A 14,603-nucleotide genomic window follows, 5' to 3' on the forward strand; every position below is an offset into this window, starting at 1 on the left:
CGGCCTCCATCCCGCAAGAATTTAGGATGAAGACCGCTTATGCAAAACAATTCCTTCAATAAATTAGTGTAGAAGAACTTACTTCACTTTTACCGTGATCTTGTCGGTGCTGGTGACACCCGCTGCGTTGAGTAACTCAGCCCGGTACGTATAGGTACCTGAAGTGCGTCCAGACACCGAAGTAACAGCGCTTTGCGCATTAGGCGTAACCGCATGGAGTGCTTGGGTGTCGATCAACTTATCATTCTCGTAGAGGCGGTACTCGGTAGCATTGGTTCCCCACCACAAGTTCATAGTAACCTTATACTTGCCGTCGCCATCCCAGTTATCCTGAGAGAGAACCGCTTTGCCTGGCGAAGCGTTGGTAACCCGGACAGTCAGTGTCTGACTCCGCGTTGCTCCCTTGTCATTGGTTAGCTCGGCTACGTACGTATAGGTGCCGTTCGTTTTGCCCGTGATCTTTGTTTGCGCAAACTGCGCCAAAGGCGCATTGTAGGTCAGCTTCTGCGTATCGATCAAAACCCCGTCCTCATAAAGCTTGTAGCTAGTGGCGTTTTCGCCCCACCACAGGTTCATGGTGACGGTATATGATCCTCCAAACAGGCCGTTCACACTCCCGTTATTGTGAGACAATAAGGGTTTTCCAGGCGCCCCTTTAGCTGGAGTTTCCGGCTCGGTCTCCGTGGACTTCAGACTCAGTGCCGTAGTGGCCTTGCCAGAAAGCCCCTGTTGGTCTTTTACCGTAAGTTCAACAGTATATTCACCTGCTTGGATGCCCTCCAAAGGAAGACTGAAGCTACCATCAGGTTTCACTTCAAAAACGCCATCTTTATATGTTGAACCATCCGCTTTTTTCAGGACGTACGTTGCTTCCAAGGCAGCCGCCGGGTCAAACTCGATGTTCCAGCTATCTTTAAGCGCAGGAGCGACATGGAAGTACAAGTCATTCACGCTGCCGTTAATGAGAGCAGCTTCACCTTGTTTGAATTCCAACTTTTCTGGTGCCGTTACAACCGGAGCAGCTTTTTTTACCAAAAATGGAGAAGTATCTTCAATATATGTTTTGCCATCCACACCGATTGCCGTAATATCAATCGTGTAAAGACCATCCGGAATTGTAGTTACCTCGTCTGTAGTGTAATCTGCATACTGTCCATCCCAAGCCAGATTATATCTTGTGTTAGCAGCGAAATTGTAGTAGCTGCCAAAGATAGATCCAATATATCCATCTCCATAATAGCCCCCTTCCGGATTAAGGCCATCGAAGATCTCAATAAGTGCAAAATTCATGGGATTATGGAATTCCATAGCTACATTGAGTGTATCCAGCGCACCATCAGACTTCAATGGATAATGGAACGGGTTCTTCTCTGTACCTTTTACAGTCTCAATGTATTTAACGCCTGCCTGTGTTACGTTGAAATGAGCGACATAAGGAACCGTGAATGTGTTCGTTCCATCAGACAACTGAAGATATCCTTGCGCTTCTGATACCGCAGTAACCCCTTTTGGAACGGTAATGGTCACCTGCAACTCTTCCTCACCACTCAGTGTAAAAGAGCTCTTGTCCACCACAACGGATACGCCTGGCACCGTACGTGTTGGATTCACGCTCACTGTGTAGTTTCCACCGCTGCCATTCAGCGACTCCACTTTAATCGTTTTGCTGACGGTTTTTTCGTCCGTGTTCAGGAAGTTGCCGAAATTGACACTACCTGTAACATTAGGCTTCTCAACTACCGTCCCATTCTCTGTATATTTCGTTACATCTAATACTTTAACCAGGGCAGCAGGATCAATTGTTTTCACCGCTTGAATACGTCCTGCACCTTGATCAAACACATCATATTTCGTCGTATCGAGAACTTTACCATTGTTCATGAGTGCAACTTTGATATCAAATGGTGTCCAGTCACTGTGTTTCTCAATCAACAGGGCAACCAGTCCGGCAACATGAGGTGTAGCCATACTTGTACCTGATTTACGATCATAAGCCTGTGAATAATCTGCTCCGGGCTCATAGGCAGGAACAGTAGACAAAATGCTGGTACCCGGCGCAACTACATCCGGTTTGATATCCAGAGTCACCTTGGCTGGTCCGCGGGAACTGGATGTATTCATTTCATCGCCAGCCGTTTGGCCTTTAACAAAGTCATTGAAGCTCACTTCAACACGTTGGCCGGCATCCAGCTCAGCTTTGATACTTTCTCCATCTTCCTTCGACATGCTCAAGGTTGGAATGAGTTCAAAATTATCTCCCAAGCTCACACCAATCGGGCCTGGAATATTGTTATATACGATAATCGCAACAGCACCAGCTGCTTTGGCATTGGCTACTTTCTCCACAAATGCCAGCTCACCACGCTGTACAAAAGCCACTTTACCCGTGAAATCCTTGCCTTCAAAATCGGTAGGTTTACCCAACCCGGCAAATACAAGCCCATATTGATCTGTCAAAACAGATTCCGGATCAGCTGAAAGGCTCCAGCCCATTACATCAAGACGGTACACCGACTCAGTAACAGCCAATGGACTTTGCTCTGTTTTCGTTGGATCAATCGCAGACTCTTCTTTTGCAGGTGCGACCTCTGGAGATGTTTCGATCGGCGCAGAAGGGGAGGCTGGTTGAGTAGGATCTTCTGATTCACTGTTCTCAGTAGTTGGTGATGCAGCATCGGCAGGTGTTTCGGATGATACTCCACCTTGCTCCGATTCGGACAAAGCAGCTTCACCAACCGCATCTTCCGGTGTTGGTGATGGTTCGCCTTGAGCCGGAATTTCAGAAGTATCCGTTCCCGGTGCTGTTCCCAGCTCAGGAGATGGCTCAACCTCAGGGACAGGTTTTTCCTCCGGAAGCGTACCTTCGCCTTCCTCACCAATCCAGAAATGAGTGTTGGCTGTAATGGTTTGGCTAGGGCCAGTGGAGTTACCTACAGTAATCGCCATAGCCGATGCTCCTGGGGAGCCCAATGTATAGCGGTTAGGACCACTGTTACCACTCGCCACAACAGCTGTTACGCCAGCCAACATGGCATTGTTAAGAGCAACCGAGGTAATATAACTTGGATCATTGGCAGCGTTACCCAGTGAGAGATTGATCACGTCCATACCATCAGCAACGGAACGATCAATTCCCCCCAGTACCCATGAGGTCTGTCCACTGCCATAAGGTCCAAGAACACGATAGGCATAGATATCCGCTTCAGGAGCAACTCCGACAATGCCGTAGTCCCCTGCTTCACGAGCAGCAATGGTACCTGCTACGTGAGTACCATGGGAAGTATAATAGGAGCTTCCCGTGTCATTGAATTCCGGTTGACCAGAAACCTTCCACTCTTCATGTGTTGTTTCGTAGGGATCATTGTCATTTCCTACGAAATCCCATCCACCTTTGTAGGCATCTTGCAAATTAGGATGCTCATAATCAATTCCTGTATCAATAACACCCACTTTGACGCCTTTTCCTTTGTATCCCAGATTCCATACTTCAGGGGCGCCAATAAATGGTGCGGTATCTTTCATATAAGGATTCACTTCATCTGTTTCCGGGGCTACGGTAATTTCAAGGTCAGGATATACACTGACAACACCCGGTATGCGAAGCAACTGTCCCAATTGGTTGCCCTTAAGCTCGATGGCTACACCATTCAGGGCGTATGCGTAATTTTCCAATACTTCATGTTTGATTTTATTCTGAGTGAGGCTTTGTGCAAATGACTCTTGTTGTTGCTCCACTTGAGTCACAGCCTTTGTTTCCATAGAGGAGGTAAAAGATTTACCTGAGAGGGTAGATTCGCCTTGCGCCACAGCAACTGGCTTATTGGAGAGCTCAACAATTACTCGTGTTTTCTCTGCCCCGAGACCTTCCAAGCTCTTGTCCAAAAATGGATCTGCTGCAAGCTGTTCTTCCCGCTGGGCAAGAATCTCTCTCCATTGTGTGGCTTCAGCCTTACTTAGCGAGTTCTCAAGCTGAACACCTACAGGAGCGGCTCCGGCCGCTGGCATGATGATAGAAAAAGTCATTAAAATACTTAACAATATGGATATCAATCTTTTATTCAAGGCTATGCCCCTCCTTCTCAATATGAAAGTACCTCACCAAACACCTGGGTCCTGCTATGACAAGTACTGCAATACCTGTGGCAACTCACCGCCCTATCTGCAAGAAGATTGACCCTTGGTAAATTATTCTACTAAAATAACACATTCCCCTTCTAAATAATTACAGTTATGATATAAAAATTACTTATATGGTTCTTGAGTATGGGAAACCAATAAAATTGTATTTATTTGTCGATTGAATATTTCAATTTTTAATTACTACATAGGAAAAAAGGCCCAGATCCTCTTCATCTGAAAGAGATTCTAAGCCTTTATGTGATCGGAGATTTTGATAAAAAATTAGGATATCAGTTCATTTAACAAAGATATTTCATTTTCTTATTTAACGTTCTGGCTTCACGGCTTCAATACGAAGACGCTTGTAATCGGCATAGATTGCATCATCTTTCCAGAGTTTTGGCACAACCATTTGGCTGGTTTCACGACAGATTTTCTGAATCTGCTCCTGATTCAAACCCTCAAAATAGTCCCCACCAAAATGATTCAACCAGCCCTCGATACCCTGTTCACCATCCGCTAGTCTGGTAGGGCGGTCATAATGGTAGGCCTGTCGTACCAAAAATCCGCCTTGTTCCAGAATGTTGCTATATTGCCCAATCGTCGGGAAATACCAGGGATTGCGCTCTGATCCACGAATGCCAGTGTTTCGTTCATACACTTCCTCTAATGCATCTACAATGATCTGCACATTTCCTTTGCCGCCGAACTCCGCTACAAAACGTCCTCCGGGCTTCAAAGACCTCCATATACTGTCCACTACAAGTCGCGGACTTCGCATCCAATGCAGTGCTGCATTGGAAAAGACCGCATCATAGAGCCTGCTCATCTCAAACTGATGTCCATCACCTTCCACGAACTCGATATCGGGAAACTTCTCCCTCGCACGACGAATCATGTCCGGTGATGCATCCATGCCAATCACCTCAGCCTGCGCTACAGAAATTTCGTACGTCAAATCCCCCGTCCCGCATCCCAAGTCGAGAATAACCTCCCCCTTTTGAGGTTTAAGCCATGAGATCAGACTTTTACCGTAACCCGATACAAAAGCCAGTTTGTTATCATATTCATCCGCTTGCCATTGATTCATTGATTGCATGGACCACCATCGCTTTCATGATTGATATCTTCATTGTGTCATAAGATGGTTTATTATTTAAATATATAAATTCTATACTATTAATAGGTTATACCTATATACTTTCGACTCTTTCCATGAAAAGCAGATTCCCTCACTCTTGCCGTATTCAGAAATGACTGCGAAGTATTCCTCCGAAGCTTATCCTCCGACGGACCTTTGGGATTCTCATCCCCTGGACGCAAAAAAGCTTCCCGAAGGAAGCTTTTTTCTTACGTCCCAGGAGGGATTCGAACCCCCGACCGACGGCTTAGAAGGCCGTTGCTCTATCCTGCTGAGCTACTGAGACAAATATGTATAAAAAATACGGCGCGATTCCTATTATACTCCGTTTTCTATATTTTTCAATAGTTTTATAAAAAAATTAATAATTGCATCTTTTCACATGACTTGAACGTATTATTTTCATACTCAACACAGGAACAGAATATGAATGCTTTAAGCAGGCAATATTGAGGATATTAAGCTCAGATGCATATAGAAAATGGGCTAACATATTCACGATGAGTATTGCTGGGTAATCTTTTGCATACATACATTTCACTGAATTAGATAAAGGAGAGAAACGCTATGAGACAACTTTTATCAGCATTATCCTATTTTAGTATTTTCTTCGCCCCGTTCCTGTTTCCCATCATAATTTGGATTGTTGCCAAAGACAACTATATTGAGGGACATGCTAAACGGGCCCTATTTTCGCATATATTCCCGTTTCTTGCGGCAATTCCGCTACTTTATTTCTTCGTTACCGCCCACAGTCTCGGTTCCGCTGTCGGATTTGTAATTCTGTTCTTTGTCATTTATGCATTAAGTTTTGTATACAATATCGTTAAAGGGATTCAAGTGCTGCGTGAATATGCCTAACCACAAGTTTTCACAATCAAGTTAAATTAAACATTCAAAAACCCGCCTTTCGGAAGAAGGGCGGGTTTCTGCATTCCGGTTACTTGTTTCCCTGACGCCACGGATTTTTCTGGGCAGGACGCTTGCTGTTTATGGCTAGCACTTCCTCGGCAAACTCGGTATGATGCGCGTAAAGGTTTCCTTTGTTTTTCTTGAACTTGGAAGCCATTGCTATCACCTCCCCGGAACTTGTATTTAGTATGGCTCCGGGTAATTCCGCTTATCCTTTGCCCCAATCGGCATATGTTGGAACACTCGCCTTACGCCTGCCCCACCAAATAGCGCTGAAGAGTCGGCCCCAGTAAGCCAAAAGCAAGCAATTCACTCTGAAACCGGGCTTTATCCTCTCCTGCTGTAATGCCTTCACTGTTCTCAAACGCCGCTTCGGTGGCATCTTCAAACGCTGTGTGCATATTGTTATTGTACCAGTCCAGGACAGCATCCGAATGATTGCGTACAATTCGAACGACTTCTAGCGAGTTCCCTGGCTGGGTTGCCGCAACGTATACAAGCAAAGACGGGTCCCCCGTATTTCCAGGCTGCACCTCAACTTCTGCACAAGACAATCCATCCACTTCGGTTAATCTGCGTATTTTGGCATCCTGAATGGCATACATTTATTATCGCGCTCCTTTGTCCATTTCATGTACTTTGTTCGATCTGGTATCGGGTCTCCGGTGTTCCCAAGCGATATATCTCCCGATACACCTGCTGTAATACAGTTTCATATGCACGGTTTACAGTCTCTTCCGGCGTATCCGGCCAAGGGAATACCATTCCTGGAAAGGCTTCTTCCTCTTTTTCCTGCATTAGATTAAGCAGTCCCAGTAATTGTTCCGCCTCTTGAGGCGTCGCATGGATAACCCATTCATACGACGTTGCGTACGGGTCCGGAATAACGGAGCGCCCCATGACAGATACATAATAGGTCATACTGTCCATTTGCAAGTTCTCTCCTTCACAGGCATGTTGAGGCCGTTGTCCCTAGAACTAGTTTCCGAAGAGGACAGACATTTTATGCCTGCTTTCGGCATATATTTGTTACGACTTCTGACGAAAAAGACAACATTTGCTGGCTGTTAGCAACTTAAGCAGCCATTCGGATGAATGACTCGACTAAGAAAGGATGAACAAACCATGTGCGGTATAACCGGCTTCATACAGTGGAATCGGGACTTGACCCAGGAATCAGAGCTGCTGGTCCGGATGACGGACAGCTTGTCGAACCGGGGGCCCGACGCTTCAGGTACATGGATCTCCAATCCTTGTGCGTTCGGACATCGGCGTCTCAGCGTTATGGACCCGGAGAACGGGGCACAGCCGATGCATGCGTTACAGGGAGACACCTCCTATACCGTCGTGTATAACGGAGAACTATACAATGCCCCCGAGTTGAAAAAGGAATTGCTCCAACGGGGACACCATTTCCGCACACAATGTGATACGGAAGTGCTGCTCGCCTCTTATATTGAGTGGGGACCGGCCTGTGTTGACCGGTTTAACGGAATATTTGCTTTTGCCATATGGGATGGTGGACGCGAACAGGTTTTTATGGCACGTGACCGCTTGGGGGTCAAACCTCTGTTCTACAGTAATGCAAAAGATACCCTTGTATTCGGCTCAGAGCCCAAAGCACTGCTCCTCCATCCGGATGTTGAAGCTGCTGTTGGCCCTGAAGGATTGGCAGAGGTATTTATTGTCGGTCCTGCCCGGACACCTGGACACGGCGTATATTCCTCTCTTAACGAGCTCAAACCAGCCCATGCGCTTATCTACAACCGAAACGGTATCAAAACCTATGCTTACTGGAAGCTGGAAAGTCAGCATCACGAACATAATCTGGAAGAAACAGCTGCCGAAGTGCGCAGCCTGTTGCAGGATACATTAGAACGGCAGCTTGCCTCGGACGTTCCGGTCTGCTCCCTGTTGTCTGGAGGACTGGATTCCAGCGCTTTGTCTGCTTTAGCGGTGAATTATTACAACCGTACCGGTCAGGGCCATGTCAGCACGTATTCGGTCGACTATGTGGATAATGCAAAGCATTTTCAGGCCCATTCCTTCCAGCCTGGTGCTGATGGCCCCTGGATTAAGCGAATGGTGGATGAACTGAAGACGGATCATCACTGGATTGAGATTGAAAATGGTGAACTGGTTCATGCCCTGACTCAGGCCATGCTCGTGCGTGATTTGCCGGGCATGGCAGATGTGGATTCCTCCCTCTATCTCTTCTGTAAAGAAATCAAAAAAGGGGCCACGGTTGCCATTTCAGGCGAAGCGGCAGATGAAGTATTTGGCGGTTATCCCTGGTTCCATCGGGAAGAGATGCTGAACTCAGGTACATTCCCATGGTCTGTAGCGCCTGACATGCGAGCAGGATTGTTATCCCCGGACATTCGGGAATGGATCAAGCCGCTGGAATATCTCGCGGATCGTTATTCAGATGCTGTAGCTGAAGTGCCGTTACTCGATGGAGAAACTGGTAAGGCAGCCAAAATGCGAGTCATGTCCTATCTGAACATCACCCGGTTCATGCCTACACTCCTGGATCGTAAAGATCGGATGAGTATGGGGGCCGGGCTTGAAGTTCGGGTGCCTTACTGTGATCATCGTTTAATTCAATATGCGTTTAACGTGCCTTGGGAAATGAAAATGACAGGCGGACGGGAAAAAGGAATTCTGCGTAAAGCGCTGGAAGGTGTATTGCCTGACGATGTGTTATATCGGAAAAAGAGTCCGTATCCGAAAACACATAACCCGCAGTACCTGGCGGCCGTTAAACAGCAGGTGCTTGATATTCTGGATGACGCAAGCTCACCGATCTTGCCATTAATCGATAAAGCTCAAATTCGCAAATTGGCTTCCTCACCGGATGCTTCATCTAACCTACCTTGGTTTGGACAGTTAATGTCGGGTCCACAGCTGTTTGCTTATCTGACACAGATCAACTCGTGGCTCCGTACGTACAAAGTGGCTATTCGGTAAGTTATACTAAGGTTCACATGTATGGGTCAATATTAAAAATGGGTGTTTGGTGAACAGCCATAGCTGTTCCCAAGCACCCATTTTAATATATAAAACCAAAATAATATTCACTTTAAAATTTTGGTTGGAGACCTTCTGCCTATCCATGGATTGCAGCCGGATTTCGTTCAAGCAATCCACTGCCAAAGATATCTCTGAACGGTGTATCCTCCATATGAATATAACCGATGTAACAGCCACACTTCTTCATGCCACACGGGCGGTCTGCGGCTAAAGCTTCCAAACCATCGCGGTATAAATGTCCTATGATCCGACGATCTTTATAACATCTTTTTACATGCCCTGACCCTTGCACATAAAATACCTGCGAACCAGCGGAACAGCGCTTGCCCAAGCTATCGTAATCCTGCAAATTCCCTTCAAACAGCGGGTCAATCGACCGTAAAAAGGCGACCTCATCTACGGTGTAATACTTCGGTCGATCTTTAAAGGCATTGATCCACATATACACATCTTCGGGTAAAGCCTGCCTCATCGATTCAATGGCCGGAAATGCACTGCGCAATCCAACCGTCCCCACACTAAAAGCAAGCCCCATCTCACGTAAAGTCAAACATTGTTTGATAAAGGAAGACTCCTTCGTCTCACGCGGGTGATAGGTCGCCCAAAATGCCGCTTTCTGATGATTCAATTCACGGGCCCAGTCCAGTTTGACGGATAAATTGGTTTGGACTGCAATTTTGTCCACATGCGGCATATGTGACAGCTCTATCATGGCGTCCCGGTACCAGCGACGTACCAGGGCTTCTCCATACGGGTTAAAGAAAATCGAAAATTGATGTCCTGCGTTCTCCTGTTCACCCACCCAATTCACAAATTGACGAAGTTGTTGTTCATCCACTTCCAGCGTCTCCTTGGAATCTACCGTTTTGCTAAACGGGCAGTAGGGGCAGTCGTAATTACAGGACGACAGCTTGCCCCGATAATACAAGGTTGCTCTCATGAGAACACAAACCCTTCCATTTGTTCACGAACCTCAGCGGAGATGAGCCAATCTCCAATAGCATCCGAGTAACCCAGTCCCTCTTCTGTCAGACGCAGCACCTGGTTATCCTTAGCGTCCTGTCCAAGCTCAGCCATGCCCTCAGACAGCAATTCACTCAACCATCCGTAGTCAGACATAACTTCCGTCCCGAATCGCTGATCATAATCCGACAATGCCAATCCTTCCCGATGCAGCAGAGCTTTCAGAATAAAGCGGCGCTTCTGCTCCTCCCGGCTCAGGACAATGCCGTAATCGGCCACATCATAACGCTCGGTCGCCACATAATCGGCAATGATGCTTTGTGTTGCCTTATAACTCACACCATACTTGGAAGCATAGTGTACTTCACTGGTATACGAGCGCGCACCGCATCCCAGACCAACCATGCCTTCCTCCTGACAACTGTAGGGAAGAAGCTCCTTACTGCCAAAAGTAGATTGCTCTTTGGCAAATCTGCGCATGGAATACTGGACATAGCCCCTGCTTTTTAAAGTCTCACGCGCAGCCCTGTAAAGCTCCATGCGAATATCGGGTCCCTGACGCTGGATATCGTCTGGCTTCACAATGGTATTCTCACGGGTGTAAAGCGGATAAATGAAAATCTCACCCGGTTCATAGGAGAGGACACGTTCCAGGGAATACAGCCATGATTCCACCGTTTGTCCCGGCAGCCCATAGATCAGATCCAGATTCAACAAAGGAAATTCAAAACGCGCAAGTTTCTCAAGCGCGCGTTCCACTTCCTGCGGTTTCTGTGGACGGTAGATCGCTGAGGCCTCCGCTTCAATAAAACTTTGGATGCCCATGCTTACCCGGTCCACGCTTCGCTCCTTCATGATCGTCAATTTGGCTTCCGTCACGGTATCCGGTGACGTTTCTACCGAGATCGAAGCTTGCGTCGGATCAAGCCCCATCACCTGTTCCGCAATATCAAACAAGCGGTTCAACTGCATTTCATTCAATAATGTGGGTGTCCCACCACCGATGGCAAACCTCGAATAGGGTCTGCGTGAAGTGAGTAGTGCCCACTGCATGGCTTGCCGTTCCAGCGCATCCACATAACGTACATGGGTGTCATCACGGCGATCCGGCAGCGTGAACAGATTGCAAAATCCGCAACGAGCGGCACAAAACGGAATGTGCATATATAAAAAATACGTATCGGTATTCTCACGTTCCCACAACGGACCGAGCGGTAACGGCGGGTTCAAGTCCCGATATGCGGTCTTGTGGGGATACGAATATAAATAAGAGCGATAGGGTGAAGCAAGCACTTCTCTAAGACTGGTTGCTGTATTGGAGCCGGACTGTGCGGAATGACCTGCTGTCGTATGTTGAGATTGATCGTCCATCGGTTTCCTCCTTATCTCCGGTTTGTTATCGTTCGTAGTACAAGCTGTCTCCAGCAGTTTCAGCAGTTCTATAAAATAAATTCACGGTAAGGCACATTCCAGACGACATCATGCGCCAGCCTGTGCCCCTGATAACCATCCTCACCATACGCCGTGCCATGATCGGAAAAAGCAAGACAAAACGTAGGCCGTGAACGCTGCCTCATTGCATCAAACAATGGCCCGAGGGCCTGGTCTACATACCGAAGCGCAGCACGCTGTGTTTCTACCGAGTCCTCTCTGGCACCCTCCACAAAATAGCGATTGGGTCCATGGATGGCAGACACATTCAGGAACAGAAACAGCTTCTCATCCGGTGCGCTCTGCTCCAGCAGCTTCAGGGCATGCTGAACCTGATGCTCGGTCGATTTGGGATTGGTTACCCCAAAGTTCATCCGCCAGTAGCTCTGCTGGAAATAACCCGGCAGCACTTTGGCGAGCGGATTTTTCTTGGTGAAGAAAATGACCCCGCCAATACAGATCGTACGGTACCCTTCAGCAGCGAACCCGGATACGATATCCGGTGTGTCGAACAGCCAGGTATGCGGATGAGTCTTTAATCCGGTATTCCGGGAATGAAAAAGTCGCACATGGGAGGCTTTGTCCGTATTGGCAGGTGTAGGCATGAAGCCGCCAAAAAAGGCATGATGTGCCGCATAAGTAAAACTTCCCGGTGTATGACGCTGCTCCCAGGAACCCGAGCCGCACAGGTTGGGGCAATTCTGTTCCTCCAGCTTTGCCACGTCATACCTCAACGTGTCCAGCGTAATCATTAACAGATCATGGGAGCCTACGATGGTGTTCATATCAGGCATGGTTGTAAGGCCCCTTTCGCAAAAGTTCCATTTCCCATTCATACGTTCCAAGTCCGTTATGCTGTACTCTGTACAACAAATCTCCGAACGGATTTACATCCAGAACATAAGCGCGGGGCTCAGTGCCACTACTGAGCATCACATCAATACCAGCAGACCATGAGTTGGGAAAGGCAGCCATCGCCGCTTTCGCTGCCGTCTGAACCCGTTCCATCTGCTGTTCATCCAGCCCCGCTTCTGCGGGCAGCAACCGCTCATTGCGCAAATGCAGATTGGTGATTGGTGTCTGACTAAGCCGTACGACAGCATGACCTGCTTGTCCGCCTGCCACAAGCTGGCGGATATCAAACACGCTTGAACCCAGGGACGCTTTGGCCATCCAGCGTTCAATCTGGGCACCCTCAGCACACAGCCAATCCATGAGCGCTGAAATTTCCGGAATACGTGTATACCTGCGCATGCGGCCTTCATTATAAAAAATGATCTTTCCTTGATCCCGCTCCATTCCCACCGTAGTTATGGCAATTTCAGCACCCGTTCGCGGATTAATTTGATAGGCAACAACGCCTGAAGCCCCGGAACCACACGCTAGCTTCACGAAAACGCGATTCATACCGGCTGTCTTCATTGCGATACGCAGCTCGGCAGCGTTTCTGATCGGCTCCGAAGAGGGGAGCATTGGAGGGATCTGAACCCCGTGTGAGTTTAGATGCTGCTGGCATCTCCTTTTATCAAACATGATCGCAATGTCATCGGGATCATTCATGAACCGGGCATTGGGCCAATATTCACGCGCTTCACGGCCGATTCGTTCCAAACATGCCTTCCAGCCACGAAACCATTGACCAGGGGCGTGGATTCGCCCCCAATCCTGTTCAAGAACGAGTGTCTGTTCTGCCGAAATCATGCTTGCAGAAGTACCATCCTTTAACTGAGCTGTATCACTCCCAGCTCCAAGAAAGAGCAGCTCACGCTCTACCTCCCATTCCTCACCAGGAGCATCCATTCGAATAAGAGGTATGTTAATCGATCCGTGAACTGAATCATGATTTGCATATGACATCGAAACTGATGAAGATAGCCACGGCGCTACGTTCGTGTGCGTAGTCCCTCGCCCTCTCAGACATTGCTGTAAGGCATCCGCTATAGTACCGCCCTGTCTCCAAGTCTTTAGCAAACAAGCATAAGGCAGCACAAGTGCAGGTTGTAAGCCAAGGCGCTGTCTTGCCTCCTGTAATCCAAGTGTACGACGATTGTTCGGGTTTCCAATTAACAATAACGGCTGCTCCAGAGTTTTATTCGAATCCTTCAATGGGCGTTGCAAATGTTGTTCTATCTCCGTCATGCCTGACATCATTTATTCCGTTAACGACGGGTAACGCCAGTCATCTTCATCACTCTGTTGTTGCTCGCTGACATCTACAGATATGCCAGAACGTTTCCAGCGAATGAGCATTTCGTCCGTCATGTAGTGGTAACTAAGATTAAGATGCTTAAGTTTTTTGATCTTGTCACTGGCAAGCAGCGCTTCGGCCCCTTCATCAGACAACGTGCCCTCCGACAGATCAAGGACTTCCAGTTGATCCAAAATCGGCGCCTCTGCTGCAGCTTTTGCAATCTCATCCTGAATCTCACTATCTTTCAGACCCAGGTAGACAAGCTTTGGAAACAAGCCTTGTTCCAAGAATGGAAGTACATCCTGAAGCGAACCATCGAACCCGTAATCCTCCATACCCAAATATAGTTCAAGCTTGCGCAATTCAGGCAACTTAGCGCGGGCAATTGAAGCTAATATGCCTTGGGGCAGACCACCGCAAATAATGATCAATTCTTCAAGTTTGGCATGCTCCATTGGCTCCAGACTTAGTCCGCTGCTGCCCTTTACTGAAAACGACTTCAATTCAGGAAAAGCAACCAGTAGTGGTGTGAGATCCGTCTGAATAATCCATGATACCTCGCATTCTTCAAAGCCCATATCTCCGATGAACAGTTTCTTCAAGGACGGAAAGCTTGGAGCCAATTCGGTGAGTGTTCCCAAGAATTCATCCGGCGAATTTTCATAAGCCTGTCCCCAGTCTCCAATAATCAGGCTCTCCAACGAACCAGCCTCCGGTTTGGCAGACAGCTCCCTGATCAACGTTTCCATACGAATACCGTTCTCATAATCATCATAAGACACCGTAAGTTTCACTTCTTGCATAAGCAAATCC

Annotated in this window: 12 protein-coding genes and 1 tRNA gene; 2 read left to right on the plus strand and 11 right to left on the minus strand. The window is 47.7% G+C overall.

Annotated features, from left to right (window positions below):
• Nucleotides 1–78: 78 nt before the first annotated feature.
• The 3 genes from QP794_RS18055 to QP794_RS18065 form a co-directional block, all read right to left on the minus strand.
• Nucleotides 79–4,062, minus strand: coding sequence for a S8 family serine peptidase (locus tag QP794_RS18055; protein WP_285078344.1), 3,984 nt, complete (start codon nucleotides 4,060–4,062; stop codon nucleotides 79–81).
• A gap of 382 nt (nucleotides 4,063–4,444) precedes the next feature.
• Nucleotides 4,445–5,209, minus strand: coding sequence for a class I SAM-dependent methyltransferase (locus QP794_RS18060; RefSeq protein WP_350338880.1), 765 nt, complete (start codon nucleotides 5,207–5,209; stop codon nucleotides 4,445–4,447).
• Nucleotides 5,210–5,472: 263 nt separating this feature from the next.
• Nucleotides 5,473–5,546: transfer RNA gene (locus QP794_RS18065), tRNA-Arg, on the minus strand.
• A 281-nt stretch (nucleotides 5,547–5,827) separates the two neighbouring features.
• On the opposite strand from QP794_RS18065, the gene QP794_RS18070 reads away from it, so the two are divergent.
• Nucleotides 5,828–6,121, plus strand: coding sequence for a magnetosome magnetite crystal formation protein family (locus QP794_RS18070; protein ID WP_053783120.1), 294 nt, complete (start codon nucleotides 5,828–5,830; stop codon nucleotides 6,119–6,121).
• Nucleotides 6,122–6,200: 79 nt separating this feature from the next.
• On the opposite strand, the gene QP794_RS18075 is transcribed toward QP794_RS18070, so the two are convergent.
• The 3 genes from QP794_RS18075 to QP794_RS18085 form a co-directional block, all read right to left on the minus strand.
• The gene (locus tag QP794_RS18075) at nucleotides 6,201–6,329 is read right to left on the minus strand and encodes a hypothetical protein (protein WP_256984583.1); all 129 of its coding nucleotides are present in this window, start codon (nucleotides 6,327–6,329) and stop codon (nucleotides 6,201–6,203) included.
• A gap of 91 nt (nucleotides 6,330–6,420) precedes the next feature.
• Entirely contained in the window at nucleotides 6,421–6,777 is a 357-nt protein-coding gene (locus tag QP794_RS18080; RefSeq protein ID WP_285078346.1) for a hypothetical protein, read from the minus strand.
• 25 nt (nucleotides 6,778–6,802) lie between these two features.
• On the minus strand, nucleotides 6,803–7,102 hold the full coding sequence (locus QP794_RS18085; protein ID WP_024632510.1) for a hypothetical protein: 300 nt from the start codon (nucleotides 7,100–7,102) through the stop codon (nucleotides 6,803–6,805).
• Between the two features lie 195 nt (nucleotides 7,103–7,297).
• Here QP794_RS18085 and asnB point away from each other — a divergent pair, with 195 nt between their 5' ends.
• Nucleotides 7,298–9,142: an asparagine synthase (glutamine-hydrolyzing) gene (gene asnB / locus QP794_RS18090; protein WP_285078347.1), complete on the plus strand. Its 1,845-nt coding sequence runs from the start codon at nucleotides 7,298–7,300 to the stop codon at nucleotides 9,140–9,142.
• A 139-nt stretch (nucleotides 9,143–9,281) separates the two neighbouring features.
• Here the strand turns inward: asnB and QP794_RS18095 are convergent, their stop codons facing one another.
• The 5 genes from QP794_RS18095 to QP794_RS18115 form a co-directional block, all read right to left on the minus strand.
• Nucleotides 9,282–10,145, minus strand: coding sequence for an STM4011 family radical SAM protein (locus QP794_RS18095; protein ID WP_285078348.1), 864 nt, complete (start codon nucleotides 10,143–10,145; stop codon nucleotides 9,282–9,284).
• On the minus strand, nucleotides 10,142–11,539 hold the full coding sequence (locus QP794_RS18100) for an STM4012 family radical SAM protein (RefSeq protein ID WP_285078349.1): 1,398 nt from the start codon (nucleotides 11,537–11,539) through the stop codon (nucleotides 10,142–10,144). Before QP794_RS18100 ends, QP794_RS18095 begins: the two co-directional genes overlap by 4 nt.
• Before the next feature lie 68 nt (nucleotides 11,540–11,607).
• Complete coding sequence (locus QP794_RS18105) at nucleotides 11,608–12,393, minus strand: STM4013/SEN3800 family hydrolase (RefSeq protein WP_285078350.1); 786 nt, start codon at nucleotides 12,391–12,393, stop codon at nucleotides 11,608–11,610.
• On the minus strand, nucleotides 12,386–13,750 hold the full coding sequence (locus QP794_RS18110) for an STM4014 family protein (RefSeq protein ID WP_285078351.1): 1,365 nt from the start codon (nucleotides 13,748–13,750) through the stop codon (nucleotides 12,386–12,388). The genes QP794_RS18105 and QP794_RS18110 overlap by 8 nt, the downstream gene beginning before the upstream one ends.
• Nucleotides 13,751–14,593, minus strand: a complete 843-nt coding sequence (locus QP794_RS18115; RefSeq protein ID WP_285078352.1) for an STM4015 family protein — start codon at nucleotides 14,591–14,593, stop codon at nucleotides 13,751–13,753. It abuts the gene before it with no gap.
• Nucleotides 14,594–14,603: the final 10 nt, after the last annotated feature.

It is taken from the genome of Paenibacillus sp. UMB7766-LJ446 (assembly GCF_030226665.1).
GTDB lineage: Bacteria > Bacillota > Bacilli > Paenibacillales > Paenibacillaceae > Paenibacillus > Paenibacillus vandeheii.